Below are 23262 nucleotides of genomic sequence, written 5' to 3'. Positions count from 1 at the left end.
CGTCTAGGGCAGCAGGACCAGGCGACCGCGCAGGCCGCCCCGGTCGAGCCGCTCGTGCGCGGCGGCGGCCTCGGCCAGCGGATACGTCGCCAGCACGCGCGGGGTCAGCACGCCGCGCTCGACCATCGACACGAGCTCGGCGTAGTCGCCGGGATCGGCTTCGCACCAGACGTTCACGACCCGCACGCCACGCTCCGGCCGGGCCTCACCGGGCAGCGTCACCTGTACGTACACGCCACCGTCCGCGGCGGCGGCTACCGCCTCCTGCCCGACCATCGCCGCGTCGAGCACTCCGTCCACACCGGACGGTGCCACTTCTCGCACCCCGGAGGCGATGCCGGTGTCCCGGGCGACGAACCCGCGTGCGCCGAGCGCGCGGACGGCCGCCTCGTCGGCGGCCGACGCCAGTCCGATCACCTCGATCCCCCGCGCCGCCGCCAGCTGGACCGCGAACCCGCCGAGGCTCCCGGCGGCGCCGGTGACCAGCAGGGTCGCGCCTTCACCGAGATCCAGCAGCCGCAGGGCCTGCAGTGCCGTCAGACCGTTCGACGGCAGCGTCGCGGCGGTCACCGCGTCGAGGCCCTTGGGCACCGGCGCCAGCTCGACGGCGTCGAAGACGGCGTACTCGGCGTAGGTGCCCAAAGGCTTGACCAGCGCACTGTGCAACCCGATCACGCGGTCGCCGACCGCCAGACCGGGTACGCCGGCGCCGATCGCGTCGACTGTCCCGGCCGCGTCATGGCCGAGGCCCGCGTACTCAAGTCCGGCGCCACCCTCGCGCTCGGCCATGAAACCCCGCCGGATCACCGCGTCGACCACGTGCACGCCGATCGCCTCGATCCGCACCCGCACCTGTCCGTCGCCCGCCTCGGGCAGCGCGACATCGGCCGCTTCGAGCGCCTCCGGACCGCCGTAGGACCGCAGCACCACGGCCCGCATCGTCTTCTCACCCATGTGCCGTCACTCCTCAGTGGACTCACCGGCCGGGCGCGCGCCCGGCCGAGCCCCAAGCTATGGCGGCTACTCTCTTTTCGAAAGAAGGAACTCTGAAGTGCCCAACTCCCCCGCGAGGAGTGCCGTGACCACCACCGCGCCGCCCCCGATGCCGGTCCCCTCCCCCGGCGAGCTCCCCGGAGAGTTCGTCTACGACGCAGCACTGCCGAACTGCCCGGCCCGGCAGCTGCTCGACCAGATCGGCACCCGGTGGTCGAACCTGATGCTGATCGCGATGACCGACGGGCCTCGCCGCTACACCGAGCTGCTGCGCTTCGTCCCGGGTGCGAGCAGGAAGATGGTCACGCAGACGCTGCGGATGCTGGAGCGCAACGGAATGGTCGAGCGCACGATCACCCCGACCGTGCCGGTGCGCGTCGACTACGCGCTGACCGGGCTGGGCCGGTCGCTGCTCCCCCTGGTGTGGGCGGTGAAGGTGTGGGCGGAGTCCCATATGGACACCGTGGCCTCGGCCCGCGAGGACTATGACGCGCGAGAGACCCCGCCGGTGAGCGAACTCAACCGGCGGGGCTGACGGCCCCGGCCTAGGGTTCGAGGACGAGCCGGCCGCGCAGTCCGCCTTCGCCGAAGCGTTCGTAGGCGGCGGCGATGCCGGACAGCGGGTAGGTCCCGGCGACGCGCAGGTCGAGGCCCCCCGCGTCGGCGAGGGACACCAGCTCGGCGAGCGCGTGCGGGTCGGCGTGGATGAGGATGTCGTGCACGGTGATGTTCCGCAGGCGCGGGACCGTGCCGACGAGCATGGCGATCCCACCGCCGTTGCGGACGGTGTCGAGGGCGGCGATGCCGATGACGGCGGCGTCGACGGCACCGTCCACACCGGACGGATGGATCTCGCGGACGGCTTCACCGGCGTCCTCGCCGCGCCGGATCACGTGCGCGGCCCCGAGGGAGCGCAGGAGTTCCTTGTCGCCTTCGCCGCCTTGGGCGAGGACTTCGATGCCGCGCGCGGCGGCCAGCTGGACGGTGAAGGCGCCGAGGGTGCCGGCCGCGCCGGAGACGAACAGGGACTGCCCGGCCTTGAGGCCGAGGGCGGCCAGGGCCTGCCAGGCGGTCAGTCCCGGGAGCGGGATCGTCGACGCCTCGGCGGGTGTGGCCGTCGCGGGGGCCTTGGCGAGCTGGCCGGTGTCGGCGATCGCGTACTCGGCGAAGGATCCGCGAGGGGCGCCGACGCGGTCGAGGATGCCGATGACCTGGTCGCCGACGGCGTAGCCGGTGACCTCCGGCCCGACGGCGTCGACCGTGCCGGCGAGATCCCAGCCGAGGCCGGTCTCGGCGCGTGCGGGGGCGTTGCCGACCTGGTGCATGATCCCGGCGGCGGTGGCGACGTCGACGGGATTGACCGCAGCGGCGGCGATCCGCACGCGGACCTGCCCCCGGCGGGGTTCGGGTGTGGCTACGTCGATGACCTGGAGGACCTCGGGTCCGCCGAACGAGTTGATGACCGCGGCGCGCATGTGCACTGCTCCCTTGATGTGGATCACTTCCGGTTACGCGGGCAACGTTATGGCGGCTACTCTCCAACGGAAAGAAGGCACCTGGAAGTGCGTACCCCACCAGGAGGAGAGCGATGCCCACGCTGACGGCCGCCGCCCGGCGCGAGCGGGAACGAGACAGCTACAACGCCTACCTGGCCGAATGCCCCTCCCACAACCTGCTCGCACAGATCAGCAGCAAGTGGGTGACCTTGCTGCTGGCCGCGCTGAGCGCGGGACCGCTGCGTTACAGCGACCTGTCGCGCGCGATCCCGAGCGTCAGCCAGAAGATGCTGACGCAGTCGCTGCGGACGATGGAGCGCGACGGACTGGTCGTCCGCACGGTCACCGCGGCGGTCCCGGTCCGCGTCGACTACGAGCTGACCGCGCTCGGCGGCAGCCTCGTCGGGCTGATGACTCAGGTGAAGGACTGGGCCGAGTCGCATATGGACAACGTCTATGAGGCACGCCGGGAATACGACTCCCGCGCCGCCGCCGAACCGGTCGCGACACTGAACAAGCGGGGGTGAAATACCCGATAGGCGAAATCGCCCACTCGGGCCCCCGATACGACCGAACGTCCACAGTATTCAGTGACTGTCGGGACTAGCCTGGGGCAACACGTCTTTCGAGAAGGAGTACGGCATGGGGGACGTACGCACCACCGTCGAAGAACAGCTCGGTGCCGTCACCGAGTTGCGCGCCACTTTAGGATCCCTCGTCATCGCCGCGTCGAACGCCGACCACTCCGTCGTCGTCCACGTCGACACCAACGGCCGGGTCGCGGGCCTCGAACTCAGCCCCGAGGCCGTCGGACGCGGGCACGAACTACTCGCCGAGGAGATCATGCACGTCATGTGGGCCGGTCAGTGGCAGGTGACCGCCCAGGTGGAACAGGTCGTGCGCGATGCACTGTCGAACGACCCGGAACTCGCCCGCACCATCCGCCGCGCCTACGACCTGCGCGACGACCGCCCTTTGTAGACCGCCGGAACGAGACGGACGGGAGGGCGGCGGCCGCCGCCCTCCCGTCCGGTGCCGGGTGTTTCCTCGCTAGATCGCCGTCTCCACGGTGATCGTGGTGTTCTCACAGTCGGCCGACAGTGTTTCGAGCGCGGACTGCTCGGCCTCGTCGACCGAGAGGCGCCAGCGCAGCTTCACCGCGACCCACTCCTCGATGTACCGACACTGAACCTCGGCGACAGAGGGCATCCACTCCGCCGGGTCCTGGTCGGACTTCTCCTGGTTGACGTTGTCGGTGACCGCGATGAGGTCGCGGTCGTCGCCCAGGTCGTTGGCGTACTGCTCGCGCTGGTCGGCGTTCCAGTCGTAGCCACCGGAGTCCCAGGCCTCGGCGAGCGGGACGAAGTGGTCGATGTCCAGATCGGCGGGCATCGTCCAGGTTTCGCCGTCGTAGTAGGAGAACCAGCTGCCGCCGGACAGCTGGCAGTCACCGGACACGTCGGGTGCCTCGACCGCCTCGGCGATGAGGACCTCGTAGCGGGTGTTGCAGCCGTCGCCGTCCTCGTCGGTCCAGAGTTTGAACAGGTCCCGGTCGTAACCGGTCCGGTCCTCGTCGGCCACCGGCAGCTGGGCGATGGCGTCGTTCAACGGGAGACTGATCGTCTCGGCTTGCGCGGGATTCGATAGAAGCACGCCGCAGGCGGTCAAAGTGACCGCACACAGCGTACCCACCAGTGCTCTCTTCATCGGCGATTCTTTCCTTGTGAGGGAATGGATCGGGGTTCGGGCACGGACGTGTCCCATGATTACGAAGCATTTCCATATCCACAAGTTTTGAAACGTCTAAAGAGGACCCCGCCTACCGGTAGGTAAGTTGTCTTGACACACCACCGGGCTGCGTGAAAACCTTCGCGCACAGATCCCCGCCCAATGGAGGCACCGAGAACATGCGCAAACGCGTCTTACGAGTCCTCTCCTCGATCGTCCTCGCCCTGTCGGCCACGCTCGTCGTGGTCGTGGGCTCGTCGGCACCGGCATCCGCCGACGGTTGCTACACGTGGGGCCGCACCCTCTCGCAGGGCATGAGCGGCGCCGACGTCACCCAGCTGCAGATTCGCGTGTCCGGTTACCCCGGCTACGGTTCCGTCCTCGCCTTGGACGGTTCCTTCGGACCCGCGACGAAGTCGGCCGTCGTCCGCTTCCAGCAGGCCTACGGCCTCGCCGCGGACGGTGTCGCCGGACCGAACACCTTCAACAAGATCTACGCGCTGCAGGACAACGACTGCACGCCGATCCACTTCACCTACGCCGAACTCAACCACTGCAACTCGACCTGGGCGGGCGGCAACGTCTCGGCGGCGACCGCCAAGCAGAACGCCCTGGTGAGCATGTGGAAGCTCGAAGCGCTCCGGCACGCCCTCGGCGACCAGTCCATCCGGGTCACCTCGGGCTTCCGGAGCGTCGCGTGCAACAACGCCGCCGGAGGTTCGGCCACGAGCCGCCACCTCTACGGCGACGCCGTGGACCTCGGCGTCTCCCCGCACTCGCTGTGCACGCTGGCCAAGCAGGCCCGCAGCCACGGCTTCAGGGAGATCCTCGGCCCGGGCTACCCCGACCACAACGACCACACGCACGTGGCCAACCGGTCGAACCAGTTCTGGTCGGCCCCGAGCTGCGGGATCTAACGCGGCGGCCGGGTGTGGGCCGGTGTGTCGCGGACACGGGTCGCGGATGCGACCGGTGATCGCGGCTCCGGCAACGGCTCACGCCCGGCTCAGGCCGACGGCCCCGCCGGAGGTGACGGGCACGGTTCGCGTCCGGCTCCGGTGGCGTGCGGTTCACGGCCGCGATGAACGTGGCGGCCGTTCGCCGGCACTCGCTGCCGTCGGACGGCCGCTGTTCACCGCGAGCCGAGCACGCGAACGCCTCCCGGGCGGTGAGCGAAACACCCCCGTGACAGCAAAAAGCCGAGGCATCAGCCCCGGCCCCGCCTCCGCCGCGCACCCGCGCGGCGGCCTGACATCTCAGTCCTACCCGACGCGCACCGTCGCCCTCGCGGGCGCCAGCACCTTCTCCCCACCGCACGTCACCGTCAGGTTGACCTCGACGGCACCGTCCCCGAGCAGCTTCCGCACGGCACCGGCCACGCGAACCTCGGCGCCGCCGTCGGCCGGTACGACCACCGGCTTGGCGAACCTCGCCGTGTAGTCCTCGATCGAGGCGTCACCGGCCCACTCGGTCACCGCGCGGGCGGCCAGGCCCATCGTGTACATGCCGTGCGCGATCACGCCCGGGAGTCCAGCGGCCTGGGCCGCCGCGTCGTCCTGGTGGATCGGGTTCTGGTCGCCCGAGGCGTCGGCGTAGGCGACGAGATCGGCGCGCGTCACCGTGAAGGCGACGTCGAAGACCTCGGCCCCGACGCTCAAGTCGTCGTACCGCGCCATCAGGCGTCTCCTCGCACGAACAGCGTCGTCCACACCGTCGACACCGGCTCGCCGTCCACGGTCACCTCGGTACGGGTGGTGAGGACGTCGTTGCCGGCGACGGTCTTGATGCTCTCGACGTGCACGAGGCAGCTGATCGCGTCGCCGGCCCGGACGGGACGGACGTGCGCGAAGCGCTGCTCACGGTGCAGGACGCGAGTGAAGTCGAGCCCGAAGTCCGGGTCGTCGATCAGCCGGTCGGCCGCGGGGAGCGTGTGCGAGACGAGGAACGTCGCGGATGCGACGGCCCCGTCCGACTTCGTTCCGAGCGCGGCGGCGAAACCGCCGATCTCCTCGGCGGTCACGACATGCGGCTCGGTCGCCGGGAGGGTCCGCCCGACGTACGAGGTGTTGAGCAACGCCCTAGCGGGTCTCGCGGTGCGCGGTGCTCTTGTTGCAACGGGCGCAGTACTTGTTGAGTTCGAGCCGGTCGGGGTTGTTCCGACGGTTCTTCTTCGTGATGTAGTTGCGCTCCTTGCACTCCACACACGCCATCGTGATCTTGGGTCGGACGTCAGTAGCCTTCGCCACGGCGGAGTGCCTTCCTACTACGGTGGTGCTTCAAGACAGCAAGTCTGACCACCGTGAAGGCGGCCAGCACGCCACTCTACCAGTGGCTCCCGCACCCCCGCCAATGGCGTGCGTGGCGGCCGCCACAGGTGGCCGCGACCACCTCCGACGTCGGCCGCCACGGCGCCGACGAGGGCGGTGGCGGCTCTCAACCGCCCCCGGGGGCGCCGATCACACCCGCACCCCCCGGCGCCACGACCAGGCCCTTTCGGCCTGACCGCACGGGCGCGTAAGACCACGATCGTCATGGACTTCGCCGCCGCCGGCGAGGTGTCGCCGATGATTCCCGCCGGGCCCGCGCCACCCTCCGGCGCCGGGCCGGTCGCCGACCACTCCGGCGCCCCGGCACCGCACGTGTCACCCGCGCCCGCACGGGCGGTCAGGCGACCGCCGCGAGGTCCCGTAGACGAAAAAAGACCCGGCCCGTCTTCTCAGACGTCCGGGTCATCTGTAGCGGTGGGCGGACTTGAACCGCCGACACAACGATTATGAGCCGTTTGCTCTACCACCTGAGCTACACCGCCAAGTGCCGGCCAGATGGCCGGAAGTGGAATTTCAGAGCCCCTTTACGGAATCGAACCGTAGACCTTCTCCTTACCATGGAGACGCTCTGCCGACTGAGCTAAAGGGGCATTTCACCGCCCCAGTGGGGCGCGCCTGGATAAGGGTACATGAGCCCGGCACCCGCGCGAAACCGGGTATCGCCGTGCTTCGCGACGGTCTCAGATCGCCCGCAGCCGGCGCACCGGGTTACCGTCTTCGCCCAGCTCGGTGGCCGGTGCCGACTCCTCGGCCTGGGCGTTGAGCCAGGCTTCGAGACGTTCGGAGGACAGGGGCCGCGAGAACAGGAAGCCCTGCCCGATGTCGCAGCCGATCTCGGTCAGCAACGCCAGGGTCATCTCGCTCTCGACGCCCTCGGCGACCACCGACAGCCCGAAGTGCCGCGAGAGGTCGACCACGGCCCGCACGATCGCGAGGTCGCCGGCGTCGGTCGCCATGCCCTGCACGAAACCCCGGTCGATCTTGACCTCGTGCACGGGCAGCCGTCGCAGGTACGACAGGGACGAGTAGCCGGTGCCGAAGTCGTCGACCGACAGCCGCACGCCCAGCTCGTGCAGCCGGTGCAGCGTCGGGAGCGGACGGTCGGGGTCGCCGACCATCCCGTCCTCGGTGATCTCCAGCGTCAGCCGCTCGGGCGGGACGCCGTACTCGGCGAGGAGCCCGTCGACGACGGTCGGGAACTCCGGGTCCGCGACCGTGCGCGGCGACAGGTTCACCGCGACCGTCAGCGGCCGTCCCTGGATCGCCCAGTCGCGGGCGTGCTTGAGTCCGGCCCGCAGTACGAACTCGGTGAGCCGCGCCAGCTGCCCGGTGTGCTCGGCGACGGGCACGAAGTCCTCCGGCGGCACCTCGCCGTGCGTCGGGTGGTGCCAGCGGGCGAGGCACTCGACGCCCAGCACGGTCCTGCTCGCCAGGTCGATCTTGGGCTGGTAGTGGACCGACAGTTCGCCGGTGTCGAAGGCCCGGCGCAGGTCGCTGGCCAGCCCGAGCCGGCGCACGGAACGCGATTCGAGGCCGACGTTGAACAGCTGCACGCCCGAGGAGACGTTGCGGGCGGCGTAGGTGGCGACGTCGGCGCGCTGGAGGAGACCGTCGGCGGAGTCGCCGTGCTCGGGGTGGACCGCGACACCGACGGCGGCGTCGACGTCCACGTCGAGGTTCCCCAGCGCGAACGGCTGCTGGAGGCCGGTCCGCATGCCACGGGCCAGTTCCAGGGCGCGTTCGGTGTCGGCGGTGCGGAAGATGACGGCGAACTCGTCACCGCCGATCCGGCCGACGTGGGCCGACTCGGGAGCGAGTTCGCGCAGCCGGCGGGCGACCTCGATGAGGAGTTCGTCCCCGGCGGCGAAACCGAGGGAGTCGTTGACCTCGCGCATGCCGTCGACGTCGAAGACGAGGACGGCGACGAACTCGCCGGGGACCTCGCGGCTGATGGACTCTTCGAGGGCCAGCATCGAGCGGCGGCGGTTCGGCAGGCGCGTGAGGGAGTCGTGGTAGGCGTCGAAACGAAGCCGGTCGACGAGGCGGGAGTTCTCCACCGCGACGCCGACGTGCGCGGTGAGGGTCTCCAGGAGCGTCTGGTCGGCGTCGCTGAACCGCATCAGGGCGCTGCCCAGTTTGTTGGTCACCGCGAGGCAGCCGAAGACGACCTTGCCCGACCGCATCGGCACGATGATGGTCTCGCGCACGTGGGTGCCGTCGAGCCTGCTGCGCAGCTCCGGATCGCCGATCTTGTCGCTGACGAAGAGCGTGGCGCCTTCGGCGAAGACCGCGTGGCGGAGGTTCTCGGGCACCGGGCTGGTGTCGATCAGCCCGCGGTCGTCGAGGCGGGCGGAGAGCAGGAGTTCCGGGAAGCGCGCGTCGGCGGGGACCCACACCGTCGCGCTCTCGGCGCCCAGCAGCGAGCGGACGCGGCCGAGCATCACGTCGATGAGGCGGCCGCTCTGGGTCGACTCGGTGACCGCGCGGGTGAAGTCGTTGAGGTCGGACAGCGACCTGCGCTGCTCCTGGAGGCGTGCGAAACCGCGGTAGGCCGCGACGATCGCGGCCATCAGGACGGCGAGGAGCACGCCCGCCCACGGCGTCGACGAGAGGATCAGGATGACCAGGACGCCGAGGATGCCGTTGAGGAGCGTGATCGTCAGCGACGCGACGGTGGAGCGGAGCAGCTCCTCGATCCCGCCCCAGCCTTGCGCGACGGTGATGACCATCGTGACGCAGGTCGCCGTGACGACACCGGAGAGGAGGACCGCGAGCAGCAGCGCCGCCCAGGTGGCCGGATCGGTCGGGACGTCCGGTTTCAGGCCGAGGACGAGCAGGCCCGCACACGCCGCCCCCGCCGTCTGGGAGACGACGTTGAAGACGAACTGGACGAGCCGCTGCCGCCCGGTCACGTAGCGGACGCCGTAGACGACGACACTGGCCGCGAGCCGCACGATCACCGCCCAGAAGGGCGGCAGGAAGAAGAGTGCGAGCACGAAGGGAATGTCGGTCGCGGTGTTGGCGATGGTCTGCCGGCCGATGGTGAACCGGAGCGACACCTGGGTCGTGGCGGCGATCGCCACGCACAGTGCGCCGGCGACCACCCATGCGGGTTCCACCGATCCCCGCCGCCAGGTCAAGGCGACGAGAGCGGCGGCGAGTAGCGCGATGCCGAGCGTGACCGCCCAGGTCGTCGAGGCGTTGTTCTTCCGCCTACCGGCCCGAGCCGTCACGTCCGCCGCCTCCCGTTTAGTTCATCGCTCGGCGTTCGAAAGGCGTCGGTCTACTGCCATTCGAAGTCCGAGTTGGTCGAGACGGCTCCGGTCGCCGATGCGGGCGAGTCCGAGTCGGCGGCCGCACTCACGGCGGCTGCTCCGACGACCGCGAAAGCCACGGCGGCCATGACAACGAGGCGCTTGATGATGCGCGTCATCTCGCTCCTCCTTCTGGTCTTGGGGGGACGTCCATCCGAGGGTGGGCTTAACTTCTGGCCCCGTGCCCACATCGTGTCACAGCTTTCCGCATATCTGAAAGACGGAGCCCCCGCCGTGTGCCGTCGATGAATCAACATACACCTAAATGCCAGGTTTCTCCGCATGCCAATTTTGGCGTGTGGGCGAGCTCTCGCAATGTGTTCGCAGGCAGGTGCCCGGAGTCACCCCGGCCATGTGCGGACAGATCAATACAGGGCAGGCCTTGCGCGCAACACCGGCCTTAGGCCCTTATCTTCCTCGCACGTTTCCTCCGAGTGGTCACAGTGGACCGGCCGTATCCCCGACCCATTCAGGGACCTTGGTGTACAGATCTATATCAATCCACCGGATGACCGACACGGCCGAAAGTCCCACGTGTGCCCGCGAGTTCACGCGGGGTCCGATCCGGGGCGAACAACCACCCGTTCGGACGACCCCGGACGCGTTCCGGCCGGGCGTGGCGAACACGTCACGGTCTTTACCGTCATCTGAACCTTCGCGCCGATCACTCTCGGTCCTTTCGGCGCGTCGCGGAGGGCGCTCCCGGCGGACGCAGAGGCACCGCCCATTCGCGCCCTGTGCATCGGTTCCGACCTGCGCGGGGACCGCCTTCGCTTCCGGCAGCAGCGGAAGACGATCTGTCGGAGGCGCGTGGCACTATGCGTGGCATGCCTGCGAACGACTCCACATCGGACTTTCCCGCCGCCGACGGCGTGACGGGCGAGAGCTGGACCCCGGCCGGTGACGGTTACGAGCTGCGCCTCGACGGCACGCTGCTGCGCTGTCGCAACGCCTCCGGGCGGGAGTTGAAGACGGTCCCGAAGAAGGTCCGGGACTCGACGATCGGGCAGACCCTCCAGGCCGTGCGCGACTGGCTCGTCGAGCACGACCGCGTCTGCCTCGACTCGGTGGAGACCTGGCTGCTGGCGGCGACGCCGCTGCCGGGCCGCCTGATCGCCGAGGTGTGGCCGGACCCGTCCTGGCGGCAGGCGCTGACGAACCTGGTGATCGCCGACCTCACCGAACCGCCGACGGTCGGGCTGCTGCGGGGTGTCGACGCCGAAGGCCGCATCGGCCTGCTCGACCTCGACGCCGAGACCGTCTGGGTCCATCCCGAGCGGCTGCTCATCGCGCACCCGGTGCTCCTTGAGGAGCTCGACGAGTGGCGCGGGCTGGTCGAGGAGCTGGGCGTGCGGCAGGAGATCCCGCAGCTGGCGCGGGACGTGTTCCTCCCGCCGGACGCACTGTCGCCGGAGGTCGCGACCATCATCCGCTTCGCCAACGCGCGCTTCGGCGAGCTGCAGGACGCCTTGAACGTCGCGCAGCGCCACGGTTTCCCGGTCCGGGCGGGCTGGGTCACCTGCCAGGTCGCCGACGCGGGCGCCGCCAGACAGGCCAGATACTGGATCGGCGCCGACGACCCCTGGTCGCCGACCACCACCGGCGAGCTCATCTTCGTCGACGCCGCCGAGGAGCAGGTCCCGCTGGCGCAGGTCGGTCCGATCGCGTGGTCGGAGGGCATCAGGATGGCCGAGTTGATATACGCGGCGCGGTCCAACAGGGAGGGCGAAGCCTGAGATGACCGACACCCCTCCGGTCACCGAGGATCAGGTTCGCGCCCGCCACTACCCCCACCCCGCGATGTCGCGGCCGGTGGTGCGTCTCGTTCCCGACGCCGTCGCCCCCGCGACCGACGTCGAGATGGAGATGCTCGGTTTCCGCGCTCCCGTGATCCACGAGCCGAGTCTCACCGCCCCTCGCCGCCCCCTCGGTTATCCGGGCTGGGCGCTGGTCAACGATCCCGACAACGCCGCCGTGGCCCTGTCGGCGGCCAAGGCGATGCGCACGGCCGCGGCATCGGCGGCGATGAAGCCGTCGATCGCGGTGGAGGCCTACGACAGGATCGGCGCGACGGTGCCGGTCACGCACCTCCCGGCGCTCTACGAGCAGGCCGCGCGGGACTTCCTCGACCGCGGCCGCGAGTACTGGGCGGGCATCTTCTTCAGCAAGGCCCGCGAGGTCGAGATCGTGCACGCCCTCGCCATCGACCCGCACTACCGGCACCTCTCCTATGTCGAGTTCGCGGTCGCGGGCGCGGTCACCGTGAAGGCCTTGAAGGCCTACGCGGGCGAGCTGTCGCACGGCGCGGACCCGAAGGAGGCCTACGACACCTTCCTCGACCTGGCGATGCGCCGCACGAAGGCCGGTGTCCCTCCGTGGACGGGCCTGGTCGTGCAGATGAAGGACCTGGCCAAGAAGGCCGGGATGGACGTCGGCGCCGCCCTTGAGGACATCGCGGCCGACCTGCTGCGGCTCCCGGCGACCCGCCGCGCGCCGGCCGGGTTCTGGACGGCGATGACGCCGGTCCTGTTGCGCCTGGTGGGCCGCGACGAGGAGGCCCGTCGCCGGATCGTCGAGCTGTTCCCCGAGGAGCGCGACTGGTGGTGGGCGCTGCTGTGCCGGTTCGACGCCGCCGGGTCGATCGTCGACGTCCGCGACTGGCTCAAGCGCGCGCACCGGCACGCCACCGGCAGCTACGGCAACGGCAGCGTCCCCGCCGAGCTCGTGGCGCTGGTGCCGAGTCTGGCGCCGCGGGTCGACGAGCCGGTCGAGGTCGGCACGTGGGCGAACCACTACGGCGTCGTCGACGCCGACCTGGTCGAGGCCTGTGTCGCGGCGGGGATGCCGGTCGAGGTCCCCGACGAGCGGGTGCACTTCGCGCTCGGCGGCTGGCGGGCGCACACCGGGCTCAACACCCTCGGCACGCTCGCGGAGTGGCGGCCGCTGCTGACCACGTCGGTGACGGCCTATCTGCGCCGGGAGAGCGCGAGCGGGCTGCTCGGGCACGCCGTGTTGCGGCCGATCGTCGACGAGGTCCTGCACTCGTGGGTCGCACGGGCCGAGAACGCCGGTCTCGCCGACGTCGAGGACGTCCTCGACGACCTGTCCCGTGCCCTCGCCGACTGCCCGGTCTCGCCGGCGCTGACCGCGGCGATCGCGGCCGTCGACGTCGACGGGGCGCTGCTGCGCTGCCTGCGCGCGGGGATCTTCGACGAGTACCACTGGCCGGCTCTAGACGAGGCCGTCGCCGAACTGAAGACGGTCACGGGTCACTCGTCGAGCTGGCCGGTCATGACGGTGTGGGACGAGGCCAAGGCGATCGCGGTCGGACCCGACGGGATCATCGCGCGCTACCGCTTCCCGGCCGGGCAGGAGCGCTACAACATCGGCGTCGTCTACTCCGACGGGCAGTTCCTGGTCCGTTCGTCGTGGGGTTCGGACGACCACTGGTCGGGCAGTCCGCAGGACCAGTTCGACGGCGGCTACGTGCACTCGTCGTTCCTGAACTCGTCGCTGGGTTACGCCTCGCTCAACCCCGACGGGCAGCGCCTGAGCGCCGGGGAACCGCTGCAGGCGGGTTCCTCGCTCAACACCTCCGACGGCAACGCCCCGCACGTCCTCTCCGACGGCGAGGCCTACTGGGACGCCGCCCGCCCCAACGAGGACGGGAGCCCCCGCCGGATCGACCCGAAGACCGGGCACCCGCTCGACGACCAGACCCCGCCGGCGCGGTTGTCGGTGCCCGGGCTGTCCGGGGAGGAGAGGGTCCTCTACCCGCACTCCTCCCTGGCGAGACTGCCGAAGTCCATCGTGGACAGTCCACTGGGGAGTGCCGCCGGGCTCGCCGGGGCCGTGGTGTGGGGCGTGCCTTCACGGTCGACGCCCTACCAGCAGGGCGACACCGAGCTCATCGCGCGGATCAGGCACGTCGACGGCCGCCACGCCAGCGTGCGCACCCGCGCGCGCGACCAGTGGTGGCCGCACAACCTGCTGGGCTTCCCGGGTGGGGACTGGAAGGTGCTGACCCACCAGTCGAACCGGCAGGTCGGCCTGGCCGAACCGGAGTCGGGCGTGACGCACTGGCGCGTCGAGACCGGCGCGGGCGACGGCGACAAGACGTCCTACTGCCAGGCGGCGGCCGGTTCGCCCCTGGTGCCGCCGCCGGCGTTCTGGCACTTCCTCGTGCCGCGCACGGCCGCCGGATCGGCGCAGCTGCGCGGGATCGACGCCGAGTCGGTCACCACGATGCTCGGCACCGAGGAGAAGTACATCGTCCCGGTCATCGAGACGCTGCTGCCCGGCGCCGAACGCCAGATCTGGATCGGCGTGCACGGGCTGGTCGCCCACGCCGCCAAGCAGATCGTCCGCCGCGACAAGCTGATCGAGGTCAAGGCCGCGGCCGTCCCGGCGGTCGACGCGAGCGTCCTGGTCAACGCGACGAAGGGCGTCGTGCACTCCGACTGGGGCGCGCGCTACCAGTCGGCCCTCGAACAGATCATGGGCTTCGGCGACCTGCTCGCCGGGCGCGTCGACCGGCTGGAATCCTCGAAGCCCGGCTTCGAGCTGCGGCTGCACTGGCAGCACCTGATCGGCGACATCGAGGCCGTCGCCTGGCGCGCGGCGAACCCGGCCGTCGACGCCGAGTCCCGTACGGCCCTGCTGGCGCTCCTCGACGTGTGGGCGCAGACTCCGTTCGCCGACCCCGACGTCGCCGTGCGCGTCAGCACCGTCGACCGCAACGCCTACGACGCCGAACTGTCCGGCGGTTCGCTGGTGTCGGCCGACACGCGCTACCTGCGCCACGAGGACATCGTCATCAGCGTCGGCGCCGCCCCGACGGCGATCTTCGCGACCCGCGAGACCGGCCCCGGCTGGGGCACGGCCGAGCGGCTGCGCGAGCTGTCCCGCCTGATCACCGAGAACGGGCCCGTGCCCTTTGATCCCGAGGCCGCGCAGGCCTTCGCCGACGGCACCGGCCTGACCCTGGCGACGGCGAGCTGGCTGCTCATCACGGTCCCGCTCTACGACTCCTGGCCGCGTGACGTCGAGCGCGACAAGCACCTGCGCGACACCGTCGGGATCAAGGCGAAGGCCCTGGCTCCCGGCCGCACGGAGGCCGAGCGGCTCGGCGAGGCCGGTGTGCGGGACCTGTACCGGGGCCTGCTCCCGGAGGACCCGGCCGAACTGTGGGCGCCGGGCGGGATGCGCGCGCTGGCCGAGCGCCTCGCCGAGCGCTACGCCGAACTGCACGGCCGCCGCACGGTCGTCGCGGAGTCCACCGTGGAGGCGATGACCGCCTACAACCCCTCGGCGGCGATCGGCAGCCTACTGGAGCAGATGACCGCGCCGCACGCGCTTTCGGCCCTGACCGCCGACCGGCACGACCGGATCGTCTGGGACGACGGTTCGTCCACTGTGGAGCGTGAGGGCGCACACCTCTCGGACCTGCTCTCGGGCCTGGTGCGGGCGATGTTCACCGCGTACTACGCCCTCCCCGCGGGCGATGTGGTGCGCGCGTCGGTGCCCGAACTGGCCCGGCTGATCCGGGCCCGGCTGACCGCGCCCGGGCTGATCTTCACCGCGTCCCGGCGCTGGTCGGACAGCGCCGAGGTGGCCTCCCTGCGGGCGTCCCTCGGCGGGCGGCCCTATGTGCGCGCCGACGGCAAGCCGGTCGACGACGTCACCGACACCGGGGCGCTGATCGTGGAGTTCCACGGTTCCTACTACGACGTGTTCGTGCGGCCCGCGCTGATCGGCGACACCCCGGAGGGGCGGCTCGCCCGCACCCTGACCACCGGCTGGAACGACCCGCTGCCGATCGTCGACCTCGCCCGCGGGGACGGCCTCGCCGGGATCGTCGCACGCATCGAGTCCGGCGGACTGCCCGACGGCGCCTTCGAGGCCGACCCGTCGCTCTCGGCGCCGGAGCTGGTCGCCGAGGTCGCCGCCGCGCACTCCCTGCCCACCGACGCCGCCGCGCTCTACCTCCAGCTGCTCGCCCTCACCGAACCCACCGACCGCAACATCCGGCGCTGGAACGCCTGGACCCCGGCCCGCCACAAGAAGGCGCAGACCGCACTGGTCGACGCCGGTCTCGTCATCGAGGCCACCCGCGCCCGCGCCGGCCGCAAGGTCTTCATCGCGGGACAGTGGTCGGCGCTCAAGACGCCTATGCTTCCCGTCGAAACCGCCAAGCTCGACCTCTACGGCGACACCCCCTTCGGCAGTGTCCTGCCGTTGCGGCCCATCCCCGACCTGTTCGCCGAGGCCTGGCGCCGACGCCGCGCCGGCGAAGGATGAGCGGCACCGACCGCGTCGCCCGGGAGTCCGGGCGACCGAGCCGCGCAGCGGACACTCCGAGCAGGAATCTCACAGAAAGAGACCCGATGACCGAACAGCCGCAGGTGACCCCGGCCGAGCAGCGTTACGCGGCCGAGCTGGAGTTCCTGGCCGCCTACGACGACGGCCCGCGCCCGCCCGGCTGGCGCCTGACCCCGTCGGCCGTCGTCACCTTCGTCCTGGGTGGACGGACGCTGGAGCTCCCCCGGCCCCACCCCGTCGCACCGCCGACCATGGAGATCAGCCGCAAGTTCGTCGGCGACCGGTCCCTTGTGGAGCGTGCCGTGGTGACCCTCGCCGGAGACCGCGGGCTGCTGCTCGTCGGTGAGCCCGGCACCGCCAAGTCGATGCTCTCGGAGCTGCTCGCGGCGGCCGTGAGCGGCAGCAGCGCGCTGACCGTGCAGGGCACCGCCGGCACCACCGAGGAACACCTGCGCTACGGCTGGAACTACGGCCTGCTGCTGGCCAAGGGCCCGACCGAGGAGGCCCTCGTCCCATCGCCGGTGCTGACGGCGATGCGGCGGGGCACGGTCGTGCGGATCGAGGAGGTCACACGCTGCCTGCCCGAGGTGCAGGACGCGCTGGTGTCGCTGCTGTCCGACCGCCGCATGTCCGTGCCGGAGCTGGGTCTCAACATCTCCAGCACCGAGGGCTTCACCGTCATCGCCACGGCCAACCTCCGCGACCGGGGCGTCTCCGAGATGAGCGCGGCCCTCAAGCGGCGCTTCAACTTCGAGACCGTCCCGCCGATCGGGGATCTGGAGTCCGAAGTGGACCTCGTGCGCCGGCAGGCCGGCGCGGCCCTGGCCCGCCACGGCCAGGACTTCCAGGTCGACGACCTCGTCCTGCGCGCCCTGGTCACCGCGTTCCGCGACCTGCGCTCCGGCCAGGCCGTCGAAGGCTGGCAGGTCGAGCGCCCGGCGACGGTCATGAGCACCGCCGAGGCCGTCGGCGTGGCGACCTCGATGGGGCTCCAGCGCACGTACCTGAGCATCGAGGACGAGACCTCGCTGCTGCCCGGCTACCTGCTCGGCACCGTCCACAAGGACGACCCGGAGGACCGCGGCCGGCTCCTCGCCTACTGGGACACCGCCGTGCGCCGCCGCGCCGAGACCGACGCCCTGCCATGGCGCAAGCTGCACGAGCTGCGGCACGTTCTGGAGGCGTGACCTAGGTGACCCAAGCGTCCGGCCCGGCCGCGCTCGTCGACACCCTCCACGAGTCGCGCATCCCCTACCTGATCGGCGTCCGGCACCACTCGCCCGCGCTCGCCGCGGCCATGCCCGAGCTGCTGGCCGAGGCGGCGCCCGACGCCGTGTGCGTCGAGCTGCCCCTGGAACTCCAGGAGTGGACGGAGTGGCTGGCCCATCCCGAGACCACCGCGCCGGTGGCATGCAGCGTCGCCGACGCCGAGGGGGAACGGCTGGGGTTCTACCCCTTCGCCGACTTCTCCCCCGAGCTGGCCGCGATCCGCTGGGCCCACGCCAACGGCGTCCCGGTGTACGCGATCGACCTGCCCGCCGGATATCCGCGCGCCTCCCGGGCACGCGAGGCCGATCCGCTGGCCGCCGCCTTCCAGGAGGCGGCGGGCGCCTCCGACGGCGATGAGCTGTGGGACCGGCTGGTCGAGGCGCACGCGTACGGCGCCAAACCGGCGACGCTGCGCCGGGCCGCCCTCGCGGTCGGCGTGGCGCTGCGCGGGGAGAGCGAACCGTCCGAGATGGACGGTCTGCGCGAGGCGTGGATGCGGCGGCGGATCGCCGAGACGGGCGCGAAACGGCCGGTCGCGGTCATCGGCGCCTTCCACGCGCCCGCACTCGTCGGGGAGCACACCGAACCGCCGCTGGACGCTCCCCTCGGGGAGGTGTCGTGCGCCCTGGTGCCCTACACCTTCGCCCTGCTCGACTCGCGTTCCGGTTATCCGGCCGGGATCCGGGATCCCGAGTGGCAGCAGGCGGTCTACCTGGCCGCCGGGGACGCCGACGCGGTCTCGCTGCGGTCCGCGCGGGCGATCACCGAGGTCTGCGCGCGGATGCGCGCGGCCGGGCACACCGCCGGGACGCCCGACGCGCTTGCCGGGCACCGGCTCGCGCAGGGCCTGGCGGCGCTGCGAGGGCTGGCCGCGCCCGGTCGCCGGGAGATCATCGAGGCGCTCGGAACCACGCTGGGGCAGGGGGATCAGCTCGGGCGCGCGCGGGCCGTCGCGCTGGCCTGCGAGGAGGTCCTGATCGGGGAACGACGCGGGCGCCTGCCCGAGTCGGCGCCTCGCGGTGGCCTGCTGTCCCACGTCGAGGACCTCTTCGACGAACTGAGGCTCCCCCGCGACGGCTCGGGCAAGACCCTCAAGCTGGCCCCGCACCGGTCGGCCCTCGACCGGCGCCGCCACATCACCCTGAGCAGGCTCGTCGCCGCCGGAATCCCCTATGGACGAACGCGCGAGCTGTCGGGGCTGGCCGACACCGCGGCCGTCGGCCGGGAGTGGACGGTCCGCTGGGAACCGCGGACCTCGGCGACCCTCGAATGGCTCGCCTCCTACGGGGCCACCCTCACCCAGGCCGCGACGGGTCTGCTGCGGCAACGCTGGTCGCGACCCGACGGGACCGCCGGTGAGCGGCTCATACTGCTCAGCGAGTCCGTCGACGCCGAACTGGGTGAGCTGACCGCGTTCTTCCTGGAGCGGCTGCACGCCGACGTGGTGTCCATCGCGGGTCTGCCGGACCTGCTGTCCGCCTATCACCTGCTGACCCGCGCGGGCGGCGACACCGCCGAGGCGCTGCGCGCCGAGGTCGCCGCCGCCGCGATCAACGCCGTCGCGGGCCTCGCCGGTTCCGGGGATCCCGCCGACGCCAAGGCCCTCGCCGAACTGGTCCGCCTCTCGCGGGCCGAGCACGAGCACCTGGGCGCCGTGCGGCTCGCCTGGCAGTTGAAGTCGCTCGCCGGCGACGGTTCCCCGATGACCAGGGGTGCCTCCGCGGCGGCGCTGACGCTGCTCGACCGCGCCGACCGCGACTGGCTCGGCGCGCGCGCCGCCGCGTGGGCCGAGGAGCCCGACGGCGACCGCGCGGCCGGTCAGCTGCGCGGTGCCCTGCTGGTCGCCGGTGACCTCTGGGACGCCGACCGTGCACTGTGGACACCACTGTCGAAACGGCTGGAAGCCTGGACCGACACCGACTTCTGGACCCGGCTGCCGGCCCTGCGAGACGGCTTCGACGCGCTGTCGACGGCCGCCCGCCACCGCCTGTTCACGACCGTGAGCGGCGCCTACGGCACCGACGTGTCCCTCGGCGCCCTCGAAGTGGCCCCGGAACTGCTGGCCGCCTGGGCCGCCGCCGACGCGGCGGGCCGCGCGGCGGTCGGCGACTCCGCTCTCGACACTGTGGACGGTGCCGAGGCGGAAGCCGACCCGGGCGAGGGATCGCCCGAGGACGCGCGGACCGTCGACCGCTGGCGGCTCGTCCTGGGCCGCCAGAGCGACCGGCTCTGCGGCAACGCCCTCCAGGCCGCCCACGCCCTCGACGACCTCTACGGCGCCGGGCACGGTGAAGGCTCCCTCGGGATCGGCGAAGGCGGCGGCGCGGGCACCGAGCGCGCGGCCCCGAGCATCCGCGAATGGGCCGGGGAGCTGGAGCGGCTCTTCGGTTCCCGCGTCCGCGAGGAGGTCCTGGCCAGGGCCGCCGCGCGCGGGCGGCTCGACGCCATCACCGAACTGGATCCCGCGCAGGTCACGCCGTCCATCGACCTGCTCACGCAGGTCCTCAGCCTCGCCGGTTCCATGCCGGAGGCGAAACTCGCGCCCCTGCGCAGACTCGCCGGCCGGCTGATCGCCGAACTCACCAAGGCGCTCGCGACGCGCCTGCGACCGGCCCTGACCGGTGTGACCACGGCCCGCCCGACACGGCGCCAGACCGGCCGCATCGACCTGTCGCGGACCGTCCGGGCCAACCTGCACACCGTCCGCGAAGGCCCGACCCTCGTGCCCGACCGGCTCATCTTCAAGTCCCGCGCGGTCCGCAGCGCCGAATGGGACGTCCACATCCTCGTCGACGTCTCCGGCTCGATGGAACGCTCCACCGTCTACAGCGCCCTCGTGGCCGCCGTCCTGCACGGCGTTCCCGCCCTGTCGGTGCACCTGACGACCTTCTCCACCAGCGTCGTCGACCTCAGCGACCACGTCGCCGACCCGCTGAGCCTGCTCATGGAGGTCTCCGTCGGCGGCGGCACCGACATCGGCAAGGGCCTGCGCTACGTCCGCGACCAGGTCAAGGTGCCCTCGCGCACCATCGTGGCGGTCGTCAGCGACTTCGACGAAGGGGTGTCGGTGAACGCCATGCTCGCCGAGTTCCGGCTGCTGGTCGGCGGCGGCTCGCACGTCCTGGGCCTGGCCGCGCTCGACGACCGCGGGGAACCGGTCTACAACAAGGCGATCGCGGCCCAGATCGCCGCCACCGGCGTGCCCGTGGCGGCCCTGTCCCCGACCGAGCTCGCCGACTGGATCGCCGGGAAGGTGCGCTGATGAGGCCCACAGTCGACGCCGCCCTCCGCGCGGCCCTCACCGAGGCCGGGCCCGCGCGGGTGCGGGGGAAGCTCGACGCCGATCCGGCGATGGCCGAGGCCTGGACCTGGACGCCGGACGGTCCATCATGGACGATCGCGACCGGGACGCAGCTCGTCCGTCTCGACGGCGAGGCGATCACCGAGGCCGGGCAGGTGTCCTGCGACTGCCTGCTGACCCCGCGCTGCCTGCATCTGCTGGCGGTGCTGGCCGTCCTGTCCGCCGGCGACGACGTCGTCGGCGCACCGGAGCCGGAGGCCGTCGCCCTCGAACCGGAACCCGAACCCGAGCCCGATCTGACCGCTCCGGTGCGGCTCACCCCGCGCCAGCGCGAGGCCGCCGACCTCGCCTGGCGGGCCGGGGCCGCGCTTCTGGCCGACGGCGCCGCCCGCGCCGGGACACCGGTCCTCGACGCGCTGCGGCACGTCGCCGAGACCGCCCGCAAGGCCAAGCTGCCGCTGCTGTCGACGGCCGCCACACGCGTCTCGACGGGCCTCGCCGCGCTGTCCTCGGACAGTCCGGCCTTCCGGCTGCCGACGCTGACCGCCGACCTGCAACTCCTGCTGTCGGTGGCGTCGCGCCTGCGCGGCGAACCGAACGGCGCCGACGTGGGCGCGGCCCGCCGGGACTACACCGACCACGGCGGCGGGCGCTTCCTCGGCATCTGCGCCGAACGCATCAGCACCGGCTCCGGATACGCCGGTGTCGTCACGTATCTGGTGGACGCCGACCGTCGCATATGGACCGTCGCCGACGTCCGGCCCGGCGGCCCCGAACGCGTCCAGGGCGCCTACACCGGGACCGCGACGAGCCTGCCCTCCCCTCATGAGCTGTGCCGGAGCGGTGCCTTCGCCACCGGCCTGCGCATGAGTGCCGACGGCCGCCTCGGCCGCGCCGAATCGGCGGAGGTCGCGCGGGTGGCGCACACCCCGTGGTCGGATCCGGGACTCGATCCACTGTGGACCGAGCCGCTCGCGGAGCAGCTCGACCGGATCGTGCCCGTGCTGTCGGCCGATCCCGCCGAACGGCGCGCGGGCGACGACCTCGTCTTCGCCGACGTCACCGTCGGCGAGCTGCGGCCCGGCGCCTTGACCGTCTACTCCGGTGATCTGCCGATCTCGGTCCTCGCGGCGGCCGACACCCGCCCGGCCGTGGGGAATCTGCGGCGGCTGGCCGGGCACGGCGGGCAGCGGGTGCGGATGGTGCTGCGGGCTCACCCGAGCGTGCCGCGCGCGGCCTTCCCGATCGCCGTCGGCGAATGCGAGGAACTGCGCCTGCCCAAGGGCTGGGCCGGCCGCGCGAACCTGACCCTCGACGAGCTGCCGGGCGCGCTGGCGCACCCGATCGGTTCGGCACCGGAGTCGGGCCCCGACCCGCTGGACCCGGTGGCGCGACTGGTGAGCCGCACCGTCCTGAGTGGACGGGCGGCGCTGCGCTCGTCGGCGCTTCCGGCGACTTTGGCGACGCTGCGCAGGCACCGTCTGCCGACGGCCGCGGGTCTCATCGACCGGCTCGCGGCGGCCGCGAACGCGACCGTCGTGCGCTCGACCGGGGAGAGCGCCCCGGCGGCACCCGACGCCCTGGCTTCGGCCTGGATCGCGTGCGGCACCTATGAAGTGGCGGCCCGGCAGGCGCTGATGCGCCGGCTGTGGACGGTCACGGGCTGAGCACGTACGACCGGCCACGGCCGCCTCGCGCGGGCCGTGGCCGCCGTCGTCTCGGCGCTTTTTTAGGATCCGAAGTCGCCGAGCAGCCAGTCCACGATGGTCTCGGTGGTCAGCTCGGTGATCTCCTCGCCCGCAGGCGGAGCGACCTCGTTGGCCGTACCGTGCTCGTTGAAGTTGTAGTTCATGACCAGGTCACCGTCGGGTCCTTCGAGGGTGAACTCGAAGTGCTCGATGTACCCGTCCTTGTTCAGGTTGAGGGAGAAGGCGACCTCGTCGCCGTTGTCGACGGAGTCGAGCTGGTAGGAGGGCACGCCGGTCTTCTGCGGCTCGACGGCGTCGAAGTCGAGGATCCCGCCGAAGCGCATCGGGCCGGTCCGCTCGACCGACACGATCTCGTCGACGAGGGCGGGCACCCACGTCCCCGGCCCGATCATCCCGGCGCCCGCGGCGAAGACCGAACCGCCGGTGGCGAGGTGCCCCCATTCCTCGGGGAAACCGGCGATGCCCTCGTAGCGCATCCACAGTTCGTCGCCGATCAGGACGGCCCGGTTGACGCTCGCGGCCCCGACGGAACTGCGGACGAGCGACAACGACCCTTCGCCGGGGCGGTCGGTCCCGTTGACGTTCTCCTGCCCGGCGAGGCCCGCCACCTCGGCGACGAAGTTGAAGCCCTCGGGCATCTTCGCCACGGCGGCGGCGATCGCCTCGTCGGGAGTGCCCCACGCGGGACCGTCGAGGGTCGCGGTCCTCCCGCAACCGGCGAGGACCGCGGCGACGGTGAGGGCGAGGCAGGCGGACAGCGCGCGGACGCGGACGGACGGCATGAGGGGCACCTCGGGTCGGGGA

The 23262-nt window shown here is 71.7% G+C and carries 18 protein-coding genes and 2 tRNA genes; 9 read left to right on the top strand and 11 right to left on the bottom strand.

Translation table 11 applies throughout. The features are described from left to right. Window positions 1-3: 3 nt before the first annotated feature. Complete coding sequence (locus tag HNR73_RS25005; RefSeq protein ID WP_203687026.1) at window positions 4-954, bottom strand: NADP-dependent oxidoreductase; 951 nt, start codon at window positions 952-954, stop codon at window positions 4-6. Between the two features lie 148 nt (window positions 955-1102). On the opposite strand from HNR73_RS25005, the gene HNR73_RS25000 reads away from it, so the two are divergent. Next, window positions 1103-1528, top strand: coding sequence for a winged helix-turn-helix transcriptional regulator (locus HNR73_RS25000; protein WP_184790098.1), 426 nt, complete (start codon window positions 1103-1105; stop codon window positions 1526-1528). A 10-nt stretch (window positions 1529-1538) separates the two neighbouring features. On the opposite strand, the gene HNR73_RS24995 is transcribed toward HNR73_RS25000, so the two are convergent. Continuing rightward, window positions 1539-2468 (bottom strand): NADP-dependent oxidoreductase, encoded by a 930-nt coding sequence (locus tag HNR73_RS24995; RefSeq protein WP_184790037.1) that lies wholly within the window; start codon window positions 2466-2468, stop codon window positions 1539-1541. A gap of 113 nt (window positions 2469-2581) precedes the next feature. Between HNR73_RS24995 and HNR73_RS24990 the strand changes: the two genes are divergently transcribed. Next, a complete protein-coding gene (locus HNR73_RS24990) occupies window positions 2582-3016 on the top strand; it encodes a winged helix-turn-helix transcriptional regulator (RefSeq protein ID WP_184790036.1) in 435 nt (144 codons plus the stop codon). A gap of 115 nt (window positions 3017-3131) precedes the next feature. Next, window positions 3132-3470, top strand: a complete 339-nt coding sequence (locus HNR73_RS24985; protein WP_184790035.1) for a YbaB/EbfC family nucleoid-associated protein — start codon at window positions 3132-3134, stop codon at window positions 3468-3470. Window positions 3471-3539: 69 nt separating this feature from the next. Here the strand turns inward: HNR73_RS24985 and HNR73_RS24980 are convergent, their stop codons facing one another. Continuing rightward, window positions 3540-4097, bottom strand: coding sequence for an HNH endonuclease family protein (locus HNR73_RS24980; RefSeq protein ID WP_239122410.1), 558 nt, complete (start codon window positions 4095-4097; stop codon window positions 3540-3542). 299 nt (window positions 4098-4396) lie between these two features. Here HNR73_RS24980 and HNR73_RS24975 point away from each other — a divergent pair, with 299 nt between their 5' ends. After that, window positions 4397-5134, top strand: coding sequence for a D-Ala-D-Ala carboxypeptidase family metallohydrolase (locus HNR73_RS24975; protein WP_184790033.1), 738 nt, complete (start codon window positions 4397-4399; stop codon window positions 5132-5134). A gap of 345 nt (window positions 5135-5479) precedes the next feature. Here HNR73_RS24975 and HNR73_RS24970 read toward each other — a convergent pair whose 3' ends face one another. From HNR73_RS24970 to HNR73_RS24940, 7 genes are all read right to left on the bottom strand, one after another. Next, the gene (locus tag HNR73_RS24970) at window positions 5480-5893 is read right to left on the bottom strand and encodes a MaoC/PaaZ C-terminal domain-containing protein (RefSeq protein ID WP_184790032.1); all 414 of its coding nucleotides are present in this window, start codon (window positions 5891-5893) and stop codon (window positions 5480-5482) included. Further along, window positions 5893-6291 (bottom strand): FAS1-like dehydratase domain-containing protein, encoded by a 399-nt coding sequence (locus tag HNR73_RS24965; RefSeq protein ID WP_184790031.1) that lies wholly within the window; start codon window positions 6289-6291, stop codon window positions 5893-5895. Before HNR73_RS24965 ends, HNR73_RS24970 begins: the two co-directional genes overlap by 1 nt. Before the next feature lie 4 nt (window positions 6292-6295). After that, on the bottom strand, window positions 6296-6463 hold the full coding sequence (gene rpmG, locus HNR73_RS24960; RefSeq protein ID WP_184790030.1) for a 50S ribosomal protein L33: 168 nt from the start codon (window positions 6461-6463) through the stop codon (window positions 6296-6298). 490 nt (window positions 6464-6953) lie between these two features. Beyond that, window positions 6954-7026 (bottom strand) — tRNA-Met (locus HNR73_RS24955). 35 nt (window positions 7027-7061) lie between these two features. After that, window positions 7062-7134 (bottom strand) — tRNA-Thr (locus tag HNR73_RS24950). A gap of 90 nt (window positions 7135-7224) precedes the next feature. Further along, the gene (locus HNR73_RS24945) at window positions 7225-9777 is read right to left on the bottom strand and encodes a putative bifunctional diguanylate cyclase/phosphodiesterase (RefSeq protein WP_184790029.1); all 2553 of its coding nucleotides are present in this window, start codon (window positions 9775-9777) and stop codon (window positions 7225-7227) included. A gap of 50 nt (window positions 9778-9827) precedes the next feature. Beyond that, window positions 9828-9977: a hypothetical protein gene (locus HNR73_RS24940; protein WP_184790028.1), complete on the bottom strand. Its 150-nt coding sequence runs from the start codon at window positions 9975-9977 to the stop codon at window positions 9828-9830. 708 nt (window positions 9978-10685) lie between these two features. Here HNR73_RS24940 and HNR73_RS24935 point away from each other — a divergent pair. From HNR73_RS24935 to HNR73_RS24915, 5 genes are all read left to right on the top strand, one after another. Continuing rightward, window positions 10686-11594, top strand: a complete 909-nt coding sequence (locus tag HNR73_RS24935; RefSeq protein WP_184790027.1) for a DUF4132 domain-containing protein — start codon at window positions 10686-10688, stop codon at window positions 11592-11594. Between the two features lies 1 nt (window position 11595). Further along, window positions 11596-16158 (top strand): hypothetical protein, encoded by a 4563-nt coding sequence (locus HNR73_RS24930; RefSeq protein ID WP_184790026.1) that lies wholly within the window; start codon window positions 11596-11598, stop codon window positions 16156-16158. An 86-nt stretch (window positions 16159-16244) separates the two neighbouring features. Then, entirely contained in the window at window positions 16245-17366 is a 1122-nt protein-coding gene (locus tag HNR73_RS24925) for an ATP-binding protein (protein ID WP_184790025.1), read from the top strand. A gap of 5 nt (window positions 17367-17371) precedes the next feature. Continuing rightward, entirely contained in the window at window positions 17372-20710 is a 3339-nt protein-coding gene (locus tag HNR73_RS24920) for a DUF5682 family protein (RefSeq protein WP_239122411.1), read from the top strand. Then, window positions 20710-22416, top strand: coding sequence for a hypothetical protein (locus HNR73_RS24915; RefSeq protein WP_184790024.1), 1707 nt, complete (start codon window positions 20710-20712; stop codon window positions 22414-22416). The genes HNR73_RS24920 and HNR73_RS24915 overlap by 1 nt, the downstream gene beginning before the upstream one ends. A 62-nt stretch (window positions 22417-22478) precedes the next feature. Here the strand turns inward: HNR73_RS24915 and HNR73_RS24910 are convergent, their stop codons facing one another. Continuing rightward, window positions 22479-23240 (bottom strand): hypothetical protein, encoded by a 762-nt coding sequence (locus tag HNR73_RS24910; RefSeq protein ID WP_184790023.1) that lies wholly within the window; start codon window positions 23238-23240, stop codon window positions 22479-22481. Between the last annotated feature and the right edge of the window lie 22 nt (window positions 23241-23262).

Source organism: Phytomonospora endophytica, from assembly GCF_014202425.1.
In the GTDB taxonomy this organism is placed as follows: domain Bacteria; phylum Actinomycetota; class Actinomycetes; order Mycobacteriales; family Micromonosporaceae; genus Phytomonospora; species Phytomonospora endophytica.
Note: the sequence above shows the minus strand (reverse complement) of the source record. Positions and strands in the feature narration are given on the sequence as shown.